The 19,150-nt window shown below is 53.3% G+C and carries 19 protein-coding genes and 1 pseudogene; 16 read left to right on the forward strand and 4 right to left on the reverse strand.

The features are described from left to right. The first annotated feature begins 85 nt into the window (after positions 1 to 85). The 7 genes from WMW72_RS00690 (at position 86) to WMW72_RS00720 (ending at position 5,996) form a co-directional block, all read left to right on the forward strand. Entirely contained in the window at positions 86 to 748 is a 663-nt protein-coding gene (locus WMW72_RS00690; RefSeq protein WP_341413482.1) for a hypothetical protein, read from the forward strand. Beyond that, positions 745 to 1,314 carry an accessory gene regulator B family protein gene (locus tag WMW72_RS00695; RefSeq protein ID WP_341413483.1) on the forward strand — a complete coding sequence of 190 codons (570 nt, stop codon included), beginning with the start codon at positions 745 to 747 and terminating at the stop codon, positions 1,312 to 1,314. Before WMW72_RS00690 ends, WMW72_RS00695 begins: the two co-directional genes overlap by 4 nt. Further along, complete coding sequence (locus WMW72_RS00700; protein ID WP_341413484.1) at positions 1,311 to 1,433, forward strand: AgrD family cyclic lactone autoinducer peptide; 123 nt, start codon at positions 1,311 to 1,313, stop codon at positions 1,431 to 1,433. The genes WMW72_RS00695 and WMW72_RS00700 overlap by 4 nt, the downstream gene beginning before the upstream one ends. A 75-nt stretch (positions 1,434 to 1,508) precedes the next feature. Beyond that, positions 1,509 to 3,317, forward strand: coding sequence for a putative bifunctional diguanylate cyclase/phosphodiesterase (locus WMW72_RS00705; RefSeq protein WP_341413485.1), 1,809 nt, complete (start codon positions 1,509 to 1,511; stop codon positions 3,315 to 3,317). Positions 3,318 to 3,448: 131 nt separating this feature from the next. After that, entirely contained in the window at positions 3,449 to 4,582 is a 1,134-nt protein-coding gene (locus WMW72_RS00710; RefSeq protein ID WP_423227506.1) for a phosphodiester glycosidase family protein, read from the forward strand. A gap of 18 nt (positions 4,583 to 4,600) precedes the next feature. After that, positions 4,601 to 5,008 carry a MerR family transcriptional regulator gene (locus WMW72_RS00715; protein ID WP_341413487.1) on the forward strand — a complete coding sequence of 136 codons (408 nt, stop codon included), beginning with the start codon at positions 4,601 to 4,603 and terminating at the stop codon, positions 5,006 to 5,008. 64 nt (positions 5,009 to 5,072) lie between these two features. Then, the gene (locus WMW72_RS00720) at positions 5,073 to 5,996 is read left to right on the forward strand and encodes an alpha/beta hydrolase (protein ID WP_341413488.1); all 924 of its coding nucleotides are present in this window, start codon (positions 5,073 to 5,075) and stop codon (positions 5,994 to 5,996) included. 128 nt (positions 5,997 to 6,124) lie between these two features. Here the strand turns inward: WMW72_RS00720 and WMW72_RS00725 are convergent, their stop codons facing one another. Both WMW72_RS00725 and WMW72_RS00730 read right to left on the reverse strand, forming a co-directional pair. Beyond that, the gene (locus WMW72_RS00725; RefSeq protein WP_341413489.1) at positions 6,125 to 6,535 is read right to left on the reverse strand and encodes a YtxH domain-containing protein; all 411 of its coding nucleotides are present in this window, start codon (positions 6,533 to 6,535) and stop codon (positions 6,125 to 6,127) included. A gap of 7 nt (positions 6,536 to 6,542) precedes the next feature. Then, a complete protein-coding gene (locus tag WMW72_RS00730; protein WP_341413490.1) occupies positions 6,543 to 6,989 on the reverse strand; it encodes a DUF948 domain-containing protein in 447 nt (148 codons plus the stop codon). Positions 6,990 to 7,210: 221 nt separating this feature from the next. Between WMW72_RS00730 and WMW72_RS00735 the strand changes: the two genes are divergently transcribed. Further along, on the forward strand, positions 7,211 to 7,846 hold the full coding sequence (locus tag WMW72_RS00735) for a bifunctional 4-hydroxy-2-oxoglutarate aldolase/2-dehydro-3-deoxy-phosphogluconate aldolase (RefSeq protein ID WP_341413491.1): 636 nt from the start codon (positions 7,211 to 7,213) through the stop codon (positions 7,844 to 7,846). A gap of 45 nt (positions 7,847 to 7,891) precedes the next feature. Here WMW72_RS00735 and WMW72_RS00740 read toward each other — a convergent pair whose 3' ends face one another. After that, positions 7,892 to 8,458 carry an FAD-dependent oxidoreductase gene (locus WMW72_RS00740; protein ID WP_341413492.1) on the reverse strand — a complete coding sequence of 189 codons (567 nt, stop codon included), beginning with the start codon at positions 8,456 to 8,458 and terminating at the stop codon, positions 7,892 to 7,894. 204 nt (positions 8,459 to 8,662) lie between these two features. Between WMW72_RS00740 and WMW72_RS00745 the strand changes: the two genes are divergently transcribed. Beyond that, a complete protein-coding gene (locus WMW72_RS00745; protein WP_341413493.1) occupies positions 8,663 to 9,823 on the forward strand; it encodes an LCP family protein in 1,161 nt (386 codons plus the stop codon). A 210-nt stretch (positions 9,824 to 10,033) separates the two neighbouring features. On the opposite strand, the gene WMW72_RS00750 is transcribed toward WMW72_RS00745, so the two are convergent. Beyond that, a complete protein-coding gene (locus tag WMW72_RS00750) occupies positions 10,034 to 10,972 on the reverse strand; it encodes a hypothetical protein (RefSeq protein WP_341413494.1) in 939 nt (312 codons plus the stop codon). Positions 10,973 to 11,176: 204 nt separating this feature from the next. Between WMW72_RS00750 and WMW72_RS00755 the strand changes: the two genes are divergently transcribed. The 7 genes and pseudogenes from WMW72_RS00755 to WMW72_RS00785 form a co-directional block, all read left to right on the forward strand. Then, complete coding sequence (locus WMW72_RS00755) at positions 11,177 to 13,021, forward strand: cache domain-containing sensor histidine kinase (protein WP_341413495.1); 1,845 nt, start codon at positions 11,177 to 11,179, stop codon at positions 13,019 to 13,021. Beyond that, on the forward strand, positions 13,018 to 13,788 hold the full coding sequence (locus tag WMW72_RS00760) for a response regulator transcription factor (protein WP_341413496.1): 771 nt from the start codon (positions 13,018 to 13,020) through the stop codon (positions 13,786 to 13,788). The genes WMW72_RS00755 and WMW72_RS00760 overlap by 4 nt, the downstream gene beginning before the upstream one ends. A 140-nt stretch (positions 13,789 to 13,928) precedes the next feature. Next, the gene (locus WMW72_RS00765) at positions 13,929 to 15,227 is read left to right on the forward strand and encodes an ABC transporter substrate-binding protein (RefSeq protein WP_341413497.1); all 1,299 of its coding nucleotides are present in this window, start codon (positions 13,929 to 13,931) and stop codon (positions 15,225 to 15,227) included. A 17-nt stretch (positions 15,228 to 15,244) separates the two neighbouring features. Next, positions 15,245 to 15,934, forward strand: a complete 690-nt coding sequence (locus WMW72_RS00770) for a hypothetical protein (protein ID WP_341413498.1) — start codon at positions 15,245 to 15,247, stop codon at positions 15,932 to 15,934. Further along, positions 15,915 to 16,847, forward strand: coding sequence for a carbohydrate ABC transporter permease (locus WMW72_RS00775; RefSeq protein WP_341413499.1), 933 nt, complete (start codon positions 15,915 to 15,917; stop codon positions 16,845 to 16,847). The genes WMW72_RS00770 and WMW72_RS00775 overlap by 20 nt, the downstream gene beginning before the upstream one ends. Further along, positions 16,837 to 17,694, forward strand: coding sequence for a carbohydrate ABC transporter permease (locus WMW72_RS00780; protein ID WP_341413500.1), 858 nt, complete (start codon positions 16,837 to 16,839; stop codon positions 17,692 to 17,694). The genes WMW72_RS00775 and WMW72_RS00780 overlap by 11 nt, the downstream gene beginning before the upstream one ends. Positions 17,695 to 17,728: 34 nt before the next feature. Further along, positions 17,729 to 19,084 (forward strand): annotated as a pseudogene (locus WMW72_RS00785) (FAD-dependent oxidoreductase); the annotation flags it as partial. Between the last annotated feature and the right edge of the window lie 66 nt (positions 19,085 to 19,150).

Genomic DNA, 19,150 nt, shown 5'->3' on the forward strand with positions numbered 1-19,150 from the left:
ATCTTTACGCGTATGACTATGTATCTATGTCCAATCCATGTATTTTTTAGTATTATTTTCTTAATCAGAAGGAGAACTACAAACCATGAGTTCTTGGAATGAGCTTCCATTCTTTTTTATCGAATACGTAGCTGTTATTTTGTTAGCTCTTTCAGCATTCAGGTTGCCTATTAAGTATTCCCTTCATAAAATCTTGTTTACCTCAATTGTAATGTCAGTAGTATATATTTATATTCGCCAAATTCAAAGTGATTTTGCTTTGATTCCAACTATTACAGTACAATTGGTTCTTATGATTTTACTGTTTAGACTCCCACTGCTTTTTTCCTTTTTGGTTGTCGTTATTGGTGTTTTGACTTCCGGCACTATAGAAACGCTCGTTCTTTTTGTAGAGACATACTTTGATATCGCTTCACTAAGCTACATCATGAATCATTATTATTATGTTCAACTCCCAACTGCAGTGTTGCTTTTGCTTTTAACAGCTTTCTTGCAACAACGAAAAATTGGTTTTCACTTTACTATGCAAGATTCGCTAAAAGGGTATAATTTTTACTTATCAGCAATTTTAGTTATTTCAGTTATGTTGTTTCAATTTGTCACATACTCCGTCAACAACGACTCAAGTTTTAATCTTATGATTCCGTTGATAATAAGCATAATATTAATTATTGCTATTTTTCTTTCCTACAAACATAATAAGAAGCTTTGGAAAGATCGAAGGGAAAGACTTGAGAGAAAAAAATGAACAAAAGACAAAATGTTATAGATCGCTCGGCTACATACTTAGCTCGCTTAATAAGAACACACAATCCAAATGCCGAATCTGAAAAAGTTTTATTTTACGCTCTTAGTTTATCTATTAATGTACTTTCTTCTGTTGTGTTTTCTATATTTTTTTCTTTGATTACTGGTCATTTCCTAGAAACTACTATATCAATTCTTGGCTTTTTAATTCTAAGGTATTTTAGCGGTGGGTTGCATTTAAACTCTTCACTAGGCTGTTGTATATTCTCTACATTTGTAATTATTCTTTCCAGTCATGTTCATTTTAACTACCATTTCTCCGGATTGTGGTTAACTATTGGGGCTTTTTTTATGGTTTTAATAACAGCTCCAAATGGTATAGAAGGCATCAGTAGAATACCGAAGGCTTACTATCCGCTGCTTAAAGTTATTTCTTGTTTAATCGTGCTAAGCAACTTTTACTTCCAATCCTCGGTATTAGCCGCTATTTTCTTTTTTCAAGCGGTTTTAACTACAAAACCAGCCTACTTCATCTTAGACAAATTAGAAAGGAAGGTCACACCATGAAAACACGATTGGCTATTATTGCAAATGCACTACTCGTGGCTGTAGCGACACTATTTGTTGGAACTAACTCAATTTTCGGCCACCGCCCAGAAACACCAGCAGAACTTCTCAAAAAGTAATGTTCGTTATTTCGCCCAAGGCTGGCAAGCTCTGCTTGTCAGCCCTATCTTTTCCTATGGAGCTGATCTAAAAGTATGCAGAAAATTCCCGTTACTCGCGACGGTAAGAGAGGTTCCGAGGTTCTCGTTGTCGATGCCAATGATGTGGTCAAGATCGATCGTATTCGCGAACGCGAAATTATCATTCACACCCAAGACGAGCAGTTTTACCTGGACTTCTCTTTTGACAACCTGGAAGAATGGTTATTCGAGGACGGATTTCGACAATTGGACAGCGCCAATATCGTTAATATGAACCATGTGCAGGAGTATGACGCCAAGAAAGGCCTGCTCTACCTCAGCTCGGGTAAACGCAAATCGCCCAAAACCGCGTCTGCGGCCCGAATTCATCGCGAGCATGTCGATAACGCCCTGCAACTCATTCATACCGCCGATAGCTCGGCAAGCGGGCATAACCCGGAAGTTTATGAGGAACTGTTCTCCCGTATTATCAGCGAGACCAACGACTACCAGTTGCTCCGGTCGTATGCGACGATTCGGGCAGTCAATGAGCGCAAGCGCGCCGAAGAAAAGATTCAGCACATGGCTTACCACGATGCTCTGACTAATTTGCCGAACCGGCTTTTGTTTGATGAGAAGCTGAAAGCCTGCTTCACCGAAGCTGAACGAACCGGCAATATGATGGCCGTGATCTTCTTCGATCTCGACCGGTTCAAGGTGATTAACGACACGCTGGGTCATCATGTAGGGGATCAGCTCCTGCAGCGGTTAGCCCAGAAACTGCAAGGCTACGTCGACGACAAAGATATCGTGGCCCGCTTCGGCGGAGACGAATTCATTATATTGCTTACCCAGATGGCTCACTCCGAGGAGGCCGCCCTGTTTGCCGAAGGCATTCCTGATCTACTGAAGGAGCCCTTTTTTATTGAGGAGCAGGAGCTGTTCGTCACGGCCAGTATCGGGATCAGCTTGTATCCCCAGGATGGCAGCGAAGGCGAGACACTGCTGAAGAACGCAGACATTGCCATGTACCGGTCCAAGGAAAAGGGCGGTAATGCCTTTCATTATTACCATTCGGATATGAACAAACGCTCCATGCACCGGTTGAACCTGGAGATTCATCTGCGTAAAGCACTGGAACGCGGAGAGTTCGCCGTCTATTACCAGCCGATCGTTAACTTGAAGAACGGCTCGGTATTTGGCATGGAAGCGCTGGTCCGTTGGCATCACCCCGATTGGGGTATGGTATCTCCCGGTGAGTTTATCCCGCTTGCAGAGGAAACGGGCTTGATCGTCCCGATCGGCAATTGGGTGCTCCGGCAAGCCTGTAAGCAGAACCGGGAATGGCAGCGTAAAGGCTATGCCGCGCTCGTCGTGTCTGTCAATATCTCGGCGATCCAGTTTCACCAGATGAACTTTGTGCAGATCGTGATGGATGCTCTGCGGGATTCAGGCTTACCCCCGGGCTCGCTTTGTCTCGAGATCACGGAGAATGTAGCGATGAATAATGTGTCTCATATTCTCGATACGATGCATAGGCTCAGAGAACTCGGTGTGCGCATCTCGATCGATGATTTCGGGACCGGCTACTCCTCGCTCAGCTATCTGAAAAGATTCCACGTGCACACGCTCAAAATCGACCAGTCATTCATCCGCGATGTGACTTCCGATGAGGACAATGCCGCCATTGTGACCGCTCTGATCGCGATGAGCCACCGGCTGAAAATCAAATCGCTGGCCGAAGGCGTCGAGACTCAGGAGCAGCTCCAGTTTCTGATTGCGCAAGGCTGTGATGAGATTCAAGGCTACGTGTTCAGCAAGCCGATGCCTGCAAGTGAATTCGAAGACTTGATCAGCCGCAATAAACAGTTGAACTTAACCTAAACCTAGAGAAAGAGGCGCACGAGCTGCAACCTTTTTCTCTTTTTTTTCGTATACGTTATAGCCCTATGTCTATGGAAACCATGAAAGACTTTAATCGACAATGAGGAAGGATTGGAATCATGTCTTCAAGAATGCCAAGCAGCCCGAACGTTCAGGCCAAGCCGGCGGTCTCACGCCCCAAGAAAAAGCCCGCTTCCAAGCGACGTTCTTCGCCTTGGCTAACGTTGTTTTTCTACACCGTCTTCTGCCTGCTTGTGTTCGGCATGGGCTTCAGCTACTGGTTTTTCCTCACCAAGCCAGGGTCGGACCTCCGCTTTATGATGGCCGACACGCTGATCTCCACCCAGCATCGGCATTGGGCTCAATACCTGATCGGCAATGAAGAGCTGGAGAAGCGCGTCAACCGGTACTGGGCTCAGTTCGACGTGTACTCTGGAGTTAAGGACAATGAGAATCTGGTCAAAGTAGATGACAAGCCGCATACTGTCGTGAAAGAAACGAAACCGGCTATTGAGGTCGAAGATATTCAAGGAACGAATTTCAAAGGCAAGCTGCTGACCGTCCATGATCCGAAGATGCTGCGCATCGCGGTTCCCGGTACGGCCGGTAAGGGCGAGAAGGTGTCCAGCATGGTCAAGCGGCTCGGCGCCAAGGCCGGAGTGAATGCCGGCGGCTTCGTCGATCCGGAATGGAAGGGAAATGGCTTCCAGCCGACAGGACTGGTCATGTCAGGCGGCACCATCTATTACAATGACGGCTCGATGAATACGCCGAACCATATTGTAGGCATCGACAAGGAAGGCCGTATGGTCGCTGGGAAATATACGCCCAAGGAACTGCTCAATATGGGTGTACAGGAAGCCGTCACATTCGCTCCGAAATTTATCGTCAACGGTGTCGGTATGATCAAGAACCAGGCCGACGGCTGGGGGATCGCTCCCCGTACCGCGATGGCCCAGAAGGCGGACGGCACGATCATGTTCGTCATCATCGATGGCCGACAACCCGCCCATAGCATCGGGGCCACGCTATTCGATATCCAGAAGATCTTCCTGGATCATGGAGCCGTTACGGCCGCCAATCTGGACGGAGGCTCTTCGAGCGTACTGGTCGTGGATGATAAGATTGTAAATAAGCCTTCCAGCGAATACGGCGAGCGCTATCTGCCTACCGCTTGGCTTGTATTTGAAGAACCGGAGAAGGTCCAGATCAAAAATATTTGGCAAGGCCTCGATCCAAGCAAAATCGATCCTTCCAAATGGTGACGACGAGAGGGTGACCCGATGGAAGGCTTGTTGCGCGGTCAGGTGGCCAGCCTAGCACAGATTCATGCGGAGACGTTGAGATACTATGAAAAACATGGACTGATCCCAGCCCCGGAGAGAACCGATTCGGGTTATCGTCTCTACTCCGAGGACGTCTTGCGCCTGCTCACCTTCATCAAAAACGCCAAGTCCTGCGGCTTTACGCTGAAGGAAATTAAAAAGGCTCTGGTTCAATCCGAAGCCGGAACGATCAGCCTGAATGATTTCATGAGCGTCATCGACAGGAAAGTCGATAGCCTGAACCGGGAGATCGCAGAGCGCGAACGGACCAAGCTGCTCCTCTCCAATCTGAAGTCCGATCTGCATGCCGCCGACAAGTCTGACGAGATGAACGACGTCCTGCAGATTCTTCACATGAACAAGTAGCTTGACCTTGTACCTGCCTACAGGTTTTATACTGGCATTATTCTAACCTGTAGGAGGTATTTAAATGGAACCAACAAATGCAGAGCACCTGGCTGCGATCAAGAGCTATCTTAGGGAAAGCGGCTCTTATGCAGATAAGTCCGTAGCCCGGCTTCGCGAGGAGATGGAAGCTGCGTCAACGAGATTTCCCGCTCTTCCCGGCATCCGGATTGAGACCCAAGCTATCGGCCACTTCATCGGTGAATGGGTACGCGATGAAGAACATGTGCCGGAGTCGGCGAATGCGGTCGTGCTTTATCTGCACGGAGGCGGATTTATTTCCGGGACATGCGCCTTTTACAGAGACATGGCGGCCAGATTGGCCAAGGCGAGCGGCGTTCAGGTACTGACGATCGAATACCGGTTAGCTCCCGAACACCCGTATCCGGCTGCCCACGAAGACTGCCTGACCGCGTACCGCTGGCTGCGGGAGCAGGGATACCCGGCGCATCGCATCGTGCTGGGCGGAGATTCGGTGGGCGCGAGCCTGGCGCTCATGACCCTGTTGTCCTTGAAGGAGGCCGGAGAGCTGCTTCCTGCGGGTGCCTTTCTCCTATCTCCGCACACCGACCTCGTGAATCTGGACGGGGAATCCTACCGGAGCCGTGCTGAGCTGGACCCTACGGGAAGCTTGGCGGCCAGCGAGCGGATACTCCGGGATTACATGACAGGATGGTCCGGCGATTTCCCGTCCTTGCTATCCCCGCTAAGCATGAACCTGCAGGGCTTGCCTGCCCTGCTCATACAGGCAGGCGATCACGAGGTGCTGCTAAGCGACGCGCTCCGGCTGGCGGAACGGGCCAAGGCGGCTGGCGTCGACGTATCGCTGGAGATTTGGGACAACATGTGGAGCGTCTTTCAAGCGCTGGCCTACATGCTGCCAGAAGCACAGCAGGCCATCTCCAACGTGGGGCGGTTTGTTCAGGAGCAGCTCCGCATAAAGCAATGAAAGCCCGGAGCATGTGACTTTACCAGGCCGCTTGATACAGGGCAGTCTGTCCCGGGCGCAGTTTCCAGCAAAAAAGGAAGCAAGTGCTGCCGATACCGGCACACGGCTTCCTTTTTTGCTGATATCTTTTAACGCGACGTCTCGGAATCGGCATCCGATTCCACAGTTGTAGCGGCCACCGGCGCCTTTCCCAGCTCTTCCCCTTCCCCTTCTTGCGCCTTGCGCCAGGACCTCACTCCGTCACGGGCTTGCACGGCGATATCCTTCGCTTTACCGGCCCATTCGGAGGTTTGACGGCTGATCGATTTGGCAGCTGTGCTGGTTCTGGATGAAACCTCCGAGGCGAGCTGCTTCGTCTTCTCCGTTACCTCGCTGGCCACCTGCTGGGTTTTCTCGCTTGCCTGCTGATAGCCTTCCGCGATATCCGAACGCAGCTCACGTCCCGACTTGGGCGCCAGCAGAAGTGCCGTAATCGCGCCCAGCACGCTCCCGACGACGGCTCCAACCAGAAACTCTTTGCCTTTGTTTTCGCTTGACATGCTTCACTCACTCCTTCGTTTTGGGTTGCCTGGAAGCTTGGAAACGCGAGGCGAGCGTAATGCCTTTGATGGTCCACTCCATCAGGTCATTCACCGTATCCTGACGGGTATGTACCGCACGCCTTGCTTCCTGAACCGTATCCTCCACGGTCTGAGAAATCACACCGACGGAGCGGGTGGCTCGCCGCAAGGCCTCGCCGGCTTCATTGGCCGCCTGAAACCAGGCATCCAGCGCCTCCAGCTTCTGCTGGAGATCATCGATCAGGATCACGGAGGCCTCGATCATCTTCTCCGATTCTTTGACCGTACGCAGCGCCTGTCTCTGCAAGCGGTCGATGGACGTTTCACCGAGCCTCAACAACGTATGGGTATAGAGCAAAAAGCGGACAAAACAGACCGAAGCCGCCACGAAAGCAACCATACAAATCGCGATTCCCCACTGCCACCACACCACAGGCTCCCACCTCCGTCATGTTCCTTGCTCCCAGGGCGAATGCCTATGAGATAGTACAGTATAAGTAACCGGCAGACGATTTGACACACTTTTCGGCAAAAAAGACCAGGCTCCCGAAAGGAGGTCTTGAACCCTGCGGGATTTTTTGTCGAAGCCTGCTGTTCGTCCACCCGCAGCACGGGTATAATAGGAATAGCATGAAGACAATCAGGGGGCGGAACATGAACAAGGATCAAGGATTGAAGCTGCTGGAAACCGTGAAAATCATGGCGATCGTCAGGGGCGTACAGGAACGTCACATTACGGAGGTAGCGGATGCTTTGCTGCGCGGGGGTATTCCGGTGATGGAGGTCACGCTGAACACGGAGGGAGCTCTCTCTATGATCAAGCGGCTGCGTGAGCACTTCGGCGACCAAATGTTTATCGGAGCGGGAACCGTGCTGGACCTGGATGATGCGCGGCAGGCCTTCGATGCCGGAGCTTCCTATCTGGTTACCCCGAATACAGATGAAGCGGTGATCGAATATGCGTGCAAGCGGGGGCTGCCGGTTTTCCCAGGAGCGATGACGCCGACGGAGATTGTGAAAGCTTACAAGGCCGGAGCGACAGCCGTAAAGATTTTCCCCGGTGCCAGTCTCGGTTACGGTTATATGAAGGAGCTGATGGGCCCGCTCAGCCATATTCCGATGATGGCTGTCGGCGGCGTTCAGGAGGACAACATCCGGGATTATATGCGTCTGGGATGTTACGGGGTAGGCGTCGGTGGTTCATTGATCAATCTCAAGGAAATCGCGGCCGGCAACTTTGATTGGATCCGGGACAAAGCCGCAAGACTGGTGGAGCATTCGGTTGGATAATGCCAACGAAGACAAACAAAAAGCGGCCCTCCGGCCGCTTCTCTTCTATGCTTTCAGTACATCATGGTCTACGTAACGCTCACCGTTCAGCTCGCTGACAACGTTAATGGCGACCTTGGCCCCATCCCCTGCAGTGACGATCGTATGCACGCTTACGCCTGCTACCGTCCCGGCTGCCCAGATGCCCGCGACATTCGTTCTTCCGTCATGCTGGGTGTCGATCACCGTCTTGATCCGCGGTTCCGTGCCAGGCTTGGTCTGAACGCCTGCGCTCTCAGCCAGATCCACCGACAGCCCTGTAGCCAGAATCACGTGACGGGCTTCAAAGCTCCCATTCTCCGTCTCGATTCGGAAGCCTTCGTCCGACGCTGTGATCGTAACCGCTTTCGTCTGAACCAGCTCCGCCCCGAACTTCACGGCCTGCTTCTTGCCGATCTCAACCAGATCGGGACCGGTAATTTCCGCTACTCCATAATGATTTTCAATCCATGCACGTTTCGTGATACTGTGATCGCTGTCCAGCAGCACCGTTTTCTTCCCGGCCTTGGCCGTAAACAACGCTGCGCTGGCCCCAGCCGGACCTGCTCCGATAATCGCAACTTCATAGGACATGAACAATTTCCCCTTTCGCGAGATCGTACAAGCTCATTATCCACCGAATTCCAATCCTTGTCAATTTGTGTAGCTGACCGCTTAACCGGGTAATGACGATCTATAGGACTTTTTCTGAGAAATGTTAAAAACGTAAAACTTTTTTCAACTCTCTTTCGTCTAACAGTTTGACTGAATTCGACAACTTGTACGGGAGGATGGCCAATGTCCATGTCGCGACCGAGAAAACCCAAGAACCGCAAGACGCTCCGCAATACCCTTGTCACCTTGGCTATCATTGGAGCCGGCGCGCTCAGCTATGCCGGATATCTTCTACATAAAGCAGATACAGCACTGGAACAGATGGCTTTGCCCAAAGACTCGATCAGCCAATCCAGACCGGAAACAACCGGAGACAGCAAGCAATTGAAGCCCATGAGCTTCCTGCTGGCCGGTGTAGACAGCCGGGAGGGAAGTGGCGGGTCCATGAATACGGACGTGCTGATGATGGTCAGCCTGAACCCCGAGCGCCGTTCGGCAACGGTTGTTTCGATCCCCCGGGATTTCGAAATGAAACCGACGGAGTTTGGCATCTCCAACCAGAAAGCCAACTATTACTATGCGTATTATAACAATAAGGACAAAACAACCTCGCTGTCCAAAACCCGCGAGCTATTCGGAAGCATGTTCAACGTCCCGCTGGATTATATGGCCGTGATTGATTTCGACGGATTCCGTGAGCTCGTCGATGAGCTGAAGGGCCTGGAAGTCAATGTTGATATGGATATGCGTTATGTCGATGCTTACGACGGGACCAACATCAATCTGAAGAAGGGGCCGCAGACACTGGATGGCAAAAACACGCTCGACTTCCTGCGCTATCGCAAGTCCAACCGCGGCACGGACGAATCCTCCGACATCGCCCGCAACGAGCGTCAGCAGATCGTGTTGGATAAACTGCTCGGAAAGCTGACCTCACTCGGAGGTATCACCCAATGGGGCGGTATCCTTGATATCGCAGGACGCAATGTCAAAACCGACATTCCCGTTGATACACTGCGCAATTTCATCTTGTCCTTCCAGAAGCTGAAGCCGGACCATATTGAATTTATTCACATGGACGGGCGCTGGGACAGCCCTTATATCGTCATCAAGGAAGAGGATCTGACCGCTGCTATCGCTTCACTGCGTACGCAGCTGGGTCTGCCTTCGGATACGGCCTCTTCAGGGATCGGTTCTACCGTAACCGGCTCTACCTACAAAAACCTGAGTAAGAAATTCGGTATTGATCCCGCTGAGAAGAAGCCCTCCTCCTCTTCTTCTAGCTCCAGATCACCGGGAACCACCGGATCTACGGAGACCATAAGAACAGGCGGAAGCCGCTAGGAACGTGTTTGTCGTATGATACATGGTATCGCTAAAAAAGCCTTGCCTGTGTTCGAGGCAAGGCTTGGGCCAGAGAGGCGCAGGTTCAGGCGACCCTGCCTCCCATGGGGACCTGCAGATTAGGTTCAGCGGGTTATCCGCTACAGTAATATGCCCCACTACTGTATTCTTCAGCGGCGCCACGAATTCTAATGTCCTTCTTCATGAAGATTAGACGGTCCCGGCACTCGGACCCTGTTTCATCCGGATCTCATGCATAGGGTCCACTATCCACACCTCACCTAGCCAGGTGTCCACCTTGATCCATATCCCAATTCGTTTGCTCGCCTTGACCGTTTGCGGACCAAGAACCCCCATCCATTTCACGCCTCCGGCCCGTTCATACATATCCCGATTGAACGGAAGTTCGACTTCTTGATTGTCGTCTATAGCTATTCGCTCCGGCCCCAATTGAACCCATACTTCGCCCCACTCACTTTGAATATGGTACCAATTGCCTTCGGCAGTCTTCTCAAACGGACGCAGATGACTTTCTTGGATTTCGCCTATTAGTCGGGACCGGTCATTCGGATACATGTAGGCATCCAGCAGATAGCCATCTACTTCAAGAAGAGTCGTAGAAGGAACCGTCTTTAAAGGAGCCGAAATTTTAGGATGCAGCCACGTCTCCTTTCCATAAGATGTTTCAACCCGGAGCCATCCGCCCGCGGCAGAAGCCGTTGCTTGAACCGTCTGAGGATCCAATCTGCCAAGAACATTGCTGTAGGGATAGTCATACACCGCCGTCTCGCTTGGCAAGACGACTTCCTTAGACTCCACGTTCAAATTGAAAATTACAGGCCAGTCCGGACGTATCCACATCTCTCCGAGCCAGGAAGTCTTGATTTTGAAGTACATCCCATCCATGAAAATCGCTTGTACAGTCTGCGGAGCCAAGGAGTAAGAGGTTCGACCCGACTCTTGGGGGGACGAGTACAGTACCGTTTGCTTGGTGAAAGTGACGGTGAAGTCAACCACGTTGTCATGATTACCTTCTACGAACATCTGGCCGTAGTCGTCTAATGTCACGGCCGCGTAGGCAGGTTGAGCGTTCCAGCCGCCAACAAGCGTTAGGCTCAATATCAAAATGAAAGAAAACAAATTTTTCATAGAAATACCTCTTTCCCATTTTATTTTATATTTATACATATATGGTTATTTTAATAGAATGAAGGTTTTTCGGCAACGTCTGAAGCCATCCTCGGCCCATAACCGCACTCGCTTTACCTACTATGGCGATAGCCCAGCGTGTGCTATAATGGGACCAACTATTTCCGATATTGAGATCGGCATCCAAGTAAGAGGCGACTATTGATGACAAACCGTGTACATCCCTGGTATGCAGCGTTATCCCCGTTATCCCAATGGAGCCTGCGCTCCAAAACCCTGCTTATTTTCCTGCTGCTGATTGCGATCCCACTCGGCCTGCAGGGCTCCCTGACCTATTATGATTTTTCCTCCTCTACCGAACGCCGGGCTGCCGAATATTCGACGCAGCTGGTCGGACAAATTAACCGCAATCTGGACCGTACCTTGAAGGACATGCAGCATCTCTCCCTGATGTCGACCTATGACCCCGGGGTGCTCGCAATTCTGAGCAAGTACAGCGGTCCGGAGTCCGTCTACTCGCGTCCATCCGTAGAAGAACTCGAGAAAATGCTGCTTCATATCGCCAGCGGCACCTATGACCGTTCCGAAATTCGCGGCATCCATATCTTTGCAGGCAACGGCTATACGTTCTCCAATCTGGATGCCAATTCGATTCGTTTGTTCAACGATCTCTCGCAAGAAAGCTGGTACGAACAGGTTCGCTTAGCTGACGGCGCCTGGACGCTGATCCCGACGCATCGCCCCTCCTATTACCTAGAGAGTGATGCTCAGGAATACTTTTCCGTTGCACGGCTGATTCGGGAACCAAATACGAACCGGGCGCTCGGCGTAGTCAAGATCGATCTGAAGATGGATGTGTTCCGGCAAATTCTCTCCAATGTGAAGTTCGAGGACAAGGGCAGCCTGATCGCCGTTAATAGCCGCACCGAGCTTTTTTTCATGCAAAATGGCTCCGGGCTGCCGCCCGACCGCGATGAGGAATTGAGCAGCGCAGCCGCCCTGCCCAACGAATCGACCGTCCGCCGCATGGAGCTGGGAGGCAAGTCCTTTCTCACCATCTCCGATTATTCGGAGTACTCGGATATGAAGATTGTCAGCTTCATTCCCGTGGAATCTCTGCTGAAGGAGACGAATGCGCTTCGCGTCGTGACGATGCTGATCGGGATCGTCTCTCTCGTGCTGGGCAGCGTGCTGGCCATCTACTTCTCCTACCGGCTCACCCGGCCGCTTGTCGCGCTCAAGAATAAGATGAAGCGGGTCGAGCTCGGCGACTTCAAGCAAAGCGTCCAGGTCGAAACGCAGGACGAGATCGGGCATCTCAGCCGCAACTTCAATCGGATGGTAGGAGAGATCGACCGCCTGGTCGAAGAGGTGTATCTAATCGGCTTGCGGGAGAAAGAAGCCGAGCTGAGTGCGCTGCAAAGCCAGATCAATCCGCATTTTATCTACAATACGCTCGAATCGATCAATATGCTGGCGGTCCAAGGACAGAGCGGCCGCGTCTCCGATATGGTGACGGCGCTGGGACGCCTGCTGCGCTATACGGTCGGACATGACGTCAGGCTTGTTCAATTGCGCGACGAGCTGGAAACCGCTGAGGCTTATGTCAGTATCCAGCAATTGCGTTATGGGGATCGGCTGCAGATCCTGTTCGATATTGAGCACGATTTACTGCCTCATCCCGTCCCCAAGCTGATGATCCAGCCGATGATTGAAAATGCGATCTACCATGGCATAGGCGATCATGATCGCGGCGGTACGATCTGGGTCCATGCCGTCCGCTTCGAGAACGATCTGCTGCTAACCGTCCGAGACGACGGAAGCGGGATGACGGAGGACGAGCTGGAGCGGCTGCGTCTATCATTGAACGGACCCGCATCCTCTGAGGCCGGACAGGCTGATGGCCATGGCGTCGCCTTGCGCAATATCAGCCAACGGCTGGCGCTCATGTACGGAATCGGTTACGAGCTCCAGGTGGATGCCAGTCCCGGGGAAGGTGCGGCCTTTACCATTACGATCCCGCTGCGGCGGGAAGGAGGAGAAGAATGATGATCCGTGTACTGCTCGTGGAGGATGAAGATGTGATCCGAGAGGGTATCTCCTCCTTGATCCGTCAAGCTTCTCCCTATTTCAACGTCGTGAAGGAAGCAGCCCATAGCCGGGAAGCGCTCGATTATCTGAATCGGAACGTCGTCGACATGGTCGTCACCGACATTCGCATGCGCGAGATGAACGGCTTGCAGCTGCTGGAGAAAATCCGTGAGCAATTCGAGGATATGCCGCTGCTGATCATCAGCGGGTACAGCGATTTTAGCTATGCTCAGAAAGCGCTTCAATACGGGGTTTCGGATTACTTGCTGAAGCCGATTGACCGCAAGCAATTGGTATGCGCACTGGACAAAATCCATGCGCTCCTGCAGCGGCGCAGCGGGAAGAGTCTGGAGCCGGCAGAGACCACGGAAGAACCCGAGGAACGGCCTGTTGGTGCGGAGAGACGGCGCTTGATCCGCAAGGTCAAGGAATATATTGAGGCGCATCCCGAAGGAGACCTGCGGCTGCAGACGCTGGCGGATTACGTTCATTTGAACTCCGCTTATTTAAGCCAACTGTTCAAGCAGGAGACCGGCATCAATCTGTCTGACCAGATCACGACCGTCCGCATTGACCGTGCCAAGTACCTGCTTGCTCATACCGAGCTGAAAATTTATGATATCGCCCGGCTGTCCGGTTACCAAAGCCCCAAGCATTTTATGCTGGTCTTCAAGCAGCAGGTTGGCCTCACGCCCGGCACGTACCGCGACCAACACGCGGACTGACGGGCTCTTTCCCCTCCCCCAGGATATTTCTCCAAAAAAACCGTACCAAAGCCAAAGCCTGCGTGCTATATCCTCCCTGATATATGTCATTATAATTGACATATGCAAGCCACCTATTTCACCTGAAGGAGGAGCATCATATGAAACGAACCATGGCGGGTCTGCTCGTATTGTCGCTTGCAGCGGCAACGGCCGCTTGCGGCGGCGGTACGACAGAAAAAAAAGAGACAGCCGCCGGAGCATCCGGCGGTAAGAAAGTGGAATTGAAATTTGCAACCTGGGGCAACCCGGCGCAGCTCGAATTGTATCAGAAGCTGGCAGCCAAATTCCAGGAAACGCATCCAAACATCGAGGTCAAGATCGACTCGATCCCGTTTGCTGATTATCAGCAAAAAATTTCCGTGCTAGCAGCCGGACGGGAGCTGCCGGATATTGCCTGGATTTCCGAGCGAATGGTGCCGCAGTTCATGGCCAATGGGATTCTGGAGGATGTATCCGAGGTTACCAAAGACCCTGCCTTCAAGGGCGATGACATCATTCCCTCGACGCTGGAGCTCTTCCGCAAGGACGACAAGCTGTACGGTCTTCCGTTCTCGACGCCGCCAAGCGTGGTGTTCTACAACAAGGACCTGTTCGACAAAGCCGGCCTTACCTCGCCTAACGAATTGGCCAAGCAAGGCAAATGGACGTGGGAGGAATTCACCAAGTCGGCCAAAGCCATCTCGGACGGCCCGGCTTCAGGCCGGACGTATGGAGCGAATTTCTTCCGTGATTGGAAGACATGGATCATTCTGGCCTCCTACTCCTGGTCCAACGGCAGCGGTCCATTCAGCGACGATATGAGCAAGTTCACCTGGAACGATAAGTATGGCGTAGAGACGTTTAACATGCTTAAAACGATGATGTTCACCGACAAGTCGCATCCGAAGGCCGGCGAGCAGGTTAGCTTTGAATCAGGCAAGCTCGGCATGATCTTCGACAACTACAGCTTCGTATCCAAAGCACGTGCGATCAAGGACTTCAAATGGAGCATCGCGCCGATGCCTTCAGGCTCCAAGGGCTCGGTGCCGATGATGGGACAGGCAGGCTATGTGCTGTTCAAGGAAAGCAAGCATCCGAAGGAAGCCAAGGAGCTGCTCAAGTTCCTCGCCGGCCAAGAAGGCATCCAGACGACCTCCGCGTTCTTCGTGCCTCCGCGCAAGTCTGTGCTTAGCTCCGACGCCTTCCTGAAGCAAGAGGGCAACCCCGATCCTGCGGATATTAAGCAATCGGTTATCGACGAGATGCCGAAGGCCCGGGTACAGCCTGGACATATCCAGTGGCAGAAGATCGATACGGAAATATTATCGGGCTTCGACCGCTTGTTCGGACAATCCGGCACGCCGGAAGAGATCTTGAAGCTGGTCGGAGATAAGGTCGATCCGCTGCTCAAAAAATAGAAGGAGCTGGTCCCATCATGAATCGTTTTCAGCAATCCTTAACCAGCGACAAGCTGCAATTGTACGTAAGCCTGCCGGCCAACGATCCTGCGTTGGCCGAGGCTGCTCTAGCCGAAGGGGCCGACGGCCTGAAGGTCCACATCAACGTGGGCCATCGTGCCAGCGGCAACAACTTCGGTCCGCTATCCGCATACACGGACACCATGACTCACATCCGTTCGCTGTTCGACGGTCCGCTCGGCATTGTGCCGGGCGGCTCGCTGGACAGCGTCCGGGAGGAAGAGATCGAAGCGCTGCCGGCGCTCGGCGTCGACTTTACATCGATCTACGCGTTCCACATGTCTTCCTTCTTGCTTCGTTTCCCGAAGCTCTCGCGTACCTTCGCCATTGACAGCAGCTTTGACCTGCGTCTGGTGGAAGGGGCCGGTGCCTTCGGCGTCGAGGCGCTAGAAGCGTCAGTCGTACCCGGTGATGAGTACGGCACTTCCCTGACTTTCGCTGACCTGCTTAAGTACCGCTGGCTGGTGCAGCATTCGGGGCTGCCCGTCATCGTTCCTTCCCAGCGCAAGATCGGATCGGCGGACATCCCGGCGCTGATCGACAGCGGTATCAAGGTGCTGCTAATCGGTGCTGTCGTCACCGGCAAGGATGCCGACGGTATTCGCCGTGCGGTCGCGGAGCTGCGCAATGCCATCGACCGCCGTTAGCCCCGAGGCAAAGCTCAGGAAGGCGCGCAGCCGGAATCCGCTCGACCGGGATGCCAATCGGACCGGCTGGCTGTTCGTTGCGCCGATGGTGCTCGGCTTTGCCCTGCTGCTTTTTATCCCGCTGATGATGGCGCTGTACATGAGCTTGACGGATTGGCCGCTGCTGGGAGAGGCCAAGTTCATCGGGCTGGATAACTACCGGGCCATTTTCAGTGATGAGGAGTTTTGGAAGGTGCTGGGCAATACCCTCTACTTCGCTGTCGGCCTCGTCCCGCTAAACATCGTATTAGCGCTGCTGCTGGCACTCCCGCTGGCCGGGAAGCTGCCAGGGATGGGGATCTACCGAACCGTCATTTTCATTCCAGTCATGACGTCGCTCATCGTCTGGTCAATTGTATGGAAGTACATGTTTGCCACCGACTCCGGCTTTATTAACCAGCTGCTGCAATTGGTCGGGGTGACTGGCCCATCTTGGCTCTATGACCAGCAGCTCGCGATGCCGGTCGTCATTATCACCAGCGTTCTAAAAAACTTAGGTTTGAACATGGTGCTGTTTATCGCTGCGCTGCAGCAAGTGCCGGCTCACTTATACGAAGCTGCGAAGATCGATGGCGCAAACCGGTTCGTTACGTTCTTCCGCGTGACGCTGCCGATGATTACGCACACGTTGTTCCTCACGATCATCATGACCATTATCGGCTCCCTCAAGGTATTCGGGCAGATTTACGTGATGACGCAAGGGGGCCCTGTGGGCAGCACCAAGGTGCTGGTGTATTACATTTGGGAGAAAGCCTTCAAGCTGTATGAATTCGGCTACTCCTCCGCCCTCGCCTACGTGCTGTTCGTGATCATCCTGGCGCTGACTCTGATCCAATGGGGCATGCGGAAAAGGTGGGTTATGCATGAAAGCTGATCGCTTGTCTATAAGGCGCTCCAACCGCTTGGGCGCTTCGGTGCAATATGCACTGCTGACGGCCGTATCGGCCGTCATGCTGATGCCGTTCCTGTGGATGGTCTCCACTTCGCTCAAGGAGCCTGCCAAGGTATTCGTGTTTCCGCCGCAATTCATTCCGTCTCCGGTCCGCTGGAGCAACTATTCGGAAGTGCTGCAAAGTATTCCGTTTCATCTGTTTTACTGGAACAGCGTCTATATTGCCGCGCTGGTGACGCTCGGCACCATTTTCTTCGCTTCGCTGGCCGGTTACGCCTTCGCCCGGATTCCGTTCTGGGGCCGTGGCGTCGTGTTTCTCCTGCTGCTGAGCACGATGATGATTCCGAATGAAGTCATCGCAATCCCGATGTTTCTGTTTATGCGTGAGATCGGGCTCATCAATACCCATGTCCCGCTGATCCTGCTTCCGATCTTCGGGGCGGGCGGCGTGTTCGGGGTGTTCGTGATGCGTCAATTTTTCATCGGCATCCCCAAGGAGCTGGAGGAAGCCGCGATGGTCGACGGGTATTCCCGCTCCCAGATCTATGCCAAGATCATGATGCCGCTGGCCAAGCCTGCGATTGCGACACTGGTCATCTTCACGTTCCTGGCGTCCTGGAACGACTTCTTCGACCCGCTGATCTATATCAGCGATCGTGCCCTGATGACCTTGCCGCTCGCGCTGTCGCTGTTCACCGATGAATCCGGGACGGCCTGGCATCATCTGATGAGCGCTTCCGTGATGGCGACGCTGCCGCTCTTAATCATCTTCTTCTTTGCACAGAAGCAATTTATCGAAGGCGTGTCCATGACAGGCCTGAAGGAATAACGGTTATCGAGGCGCAAGACGCGCCGCTGAAAGGAGATTTCACAGCATGAAACGTACATTTGAGGCGGATGTCGTCGTCATCGGAGGCGGACCCGCGGGTGTGGCGGCGGCTATCGCCGCAGGACGCCAAGGAGCATCCGTAATCCTGATCGAGCGCTACGGCTTCGTCGGAGGCATGTCCACAGCGGCTTCCGTCTACCCATGGATGACCTTCCACACCTCCCAAGGCGAGCAGGTCATTAAGGGCGTAGCCGAGGAGATCGTCAGCCGGCTGAAGGAGCGCGGCGGTTCGCCGGGCCATCTCCGGGATACGATCGGCTTCACGTACAGCGTTACCCCCTATGATGCGGAGATTTTCAAAGTACTGGCCGTCGAGATGCTGCGCGAAGCCGGGGTCAAGCTGCTCGCGCACAGCTTCGTTGATGAGGTCGTCGTGTCGGACCGGATCATCCAGTCTGTGCGTCTGACAGGCAAGTCCGGCCGTATCGACGTATACGGCAAGCAGTTCGTCGATACGAGCGGCGATGCCGATGTCGCTTATTTGTCCGGCGCGTCCACCATCCAGGGGCGGCAAGAGGACGGACGCACGCAGCCGATGACGATGAAGTTCCGTATGCGCGGGGTTGATCTGGAGGCGGTACGCCAGGCGATCCTGGACAACCCATCCAACTTCTACCACAAGACACTTGTTGGCGAGCTGGACCGTATCCCGCTGACCGCCGTCTCCGGCTTCTATGCCGAGTGGAAAGCCGGCAATGTGCCAATTAACCGGGATCAGGTGCTGTTCTTCACCGGACCGGCCGACGATGAGGTACTGATCAACTGTACCCGCGTACAAGGCAAGGATGCGACCGACATCGAGCAGATGACGGAGGCCGAGGAAGAAGGCCGCAAGCAGGTGCTGCTGATGGCCCGGTTCCTGCAGGAGCATATTCCCGGCTTCGCCAAGGCGTCCATTTCTTCGGTTGGCGCTCAGATCGGCATCCGGGAATCACGCCGGATCGATGGGCAGTATTGCTTAACCATCGAGGACGTTGTGCAGGGGCGGCGCTTTGCCGACGGTATCGCGCGCAGCGGCTATCCGATCGACCTGCATGACCCGACAGGCAAAGGCGTCGCTTTCGCCTCCATCGAAGGAAACGGAGCCTATGACATCCCGTACGGCTGCCTGATTCCTAAGGGCATCGATAATTTGCTGGCAGCGGGACGCTGCATCTCCACCACGCATGAAGCGCTCGCGACGACCAGGCTTACACCAAGCTGCATGGCGACCGGCGAAGCCGCAGGCACCGCAGCTGCACTGGCCGTCACATCCGGCACGGCCAAGCCTGCGGATGTGGATATCGAGCGGCTGCGGGATACGCTGCGCCGTGCGAACGTTGTGATTTAACAGGTTAGAAAATAGGAACGGACCCCGATCACGGATATAGCGGTAGCCTAGGACGAGAGAGATAGA

It is taken from the genome of Paenibacillus filicis (assembly GCF_038070315.1).
GTDB lineage: Bacteria > Bacillota > Bacilli > Paenibacillales > NBRC-103111 > Paenibacillus_G > Paenibacillus_G filicis.

What these genes read in the sequence shown, in the direction of transcription:
- WMW72_RS00690 (WP_341413482.1), top strand. Translation starts at nt 86, where the DNA reads ATGAGTTCTTGGAATGAGCTTCCATTCTTTTTTATCGAATACGTAGCT.
- WMW72_RS00695 (WP_341413483.1), top strand. Translation starts at nt 745, where the DNA reads ATGAACAAAAGACAAAATGTTATAGATCGCTCGGCTACATACTTAGCT.
- WMW72_RS00700 (WP_341413484.1), top strand. Translation starts at nt 1,311, where the DNA reads ATGAAAACACGATTGGCTATTATTGCAAATGCACTACTCGTGGCTGTA.
- WMW72_RS00705 (WP_341413485.1), top strand. Translation starts at nt 1,509, where the DNA reads ATGCAGAAAATTCCCGTTACTCGCGACGGTAAGAGAGGTTCCGAGGTT.
- WMW72_RS00710 (WP_423227506.1), top strand. Translation starts at nt 3,449, where the DNA reads ATGCCAAGCAGCCCGAACGTTCAGGCCAAGCCGGCGGTCTCACGCCCC.
- WMW72_RS00715 (WP_341413487.1), top strand. Translation starts at nt 4,601, where the DNA reads ATGGAAGGCTTGTTGCGCGGTCAGGTGGCCAGCCTAGCACAGATTCAT.
- WMW72_RS00720 (WP_341413488.1), top strand. Translation starts at nt 5,073, where the DNA reads ATGGAACCAACAAATGCAGAGCACCTGGCTGCGATCAAGAGCTATCTT.
- WMW72_RS00725 (WP_341413489.1), bottom strand. Translation starts at nt 6,535, where the DNA reads ATGTCAAGCGAAAACAAAGGCAAAGAGTTTCTGGTTGGAGCCGTCGTC.
- WMW72_RS00735 (WP_341413491.1), top strand. Translation starts at nt 7,211, where the DNA reads ATGAACAAGGATCAAGGATTGAAGCTGCTGGAAACCGTGAAAATCATG.
- WMW72_RS00740 (WP_341413492.1), bottom strand. Translation starts at nt 8,458, where the DNA reads ATGTCCTATGAAGTTGCGATTATCGGAGCAGGTCCGGCTGGGGCCAGC.
- WMW72_RS00745 (WP_341413493.1), top strand. Translation starts at nt 8,663, where the DNA reads ATGTCCATGTCGCGACCGAGAAAACCCAAGAACCGCAAGACGCTCCGC.
- WMW72_RS00750 (WP_341413494.1), bottom strand. Translation starts at nt 10,972, where the DNA reads ATGAAAAATTTGTTTTCTTTCATTTTGATATTGAGCCTAACGCTTGTT.
- WMW72_RS00755 (WP_341413495.1), top strand. Translation starts at nt 11,177, where the DNA reads ATGACAAACCGTGTACATCCCTGGTATGCAGCGTTATCCCCGTTATCC.
- WMW72_RS00760 (WP_341413496.1), top strand. Translation starts at nt 13,018, where the DNA reads ATGATGATCCGTGTACTGCTCGTGGAGGATGAAGATGTGATCCGAGAG.
- WMW72_RS00765 (WP_341413497.1), top strand. Translation starts at nt 13,929, where the DNA reads ATGAAACGAACCATGGCGGGTCTGCTCGTATTGTCGCTTGCAGCGGCA.
- WMW72_RS00770 (WP_341413498.1), top strand. Translation starts at nt 15,245, where the DNA reads ATGAATCGTTTTCAGCAATCCTTAACCAGCGACAAGCTGCAATTGTAC.
- WMW72_RS00775 (WP_341413499.1), top strand. Translation starts at nt 15,915, where the DNA reads ATGCCATCGACCGCCGTTAGCCCCGAGGCAAAGCTCAGGAAGGCGCGC.
- WMW72_RS00780 (WP_341413500.1), top strand. Translation starts at nt 16,837, where the DNA reads ATGAAAGCTGATCGCTTGTCTATAAGGCGCTCCAACCGCTTGGGCGCT.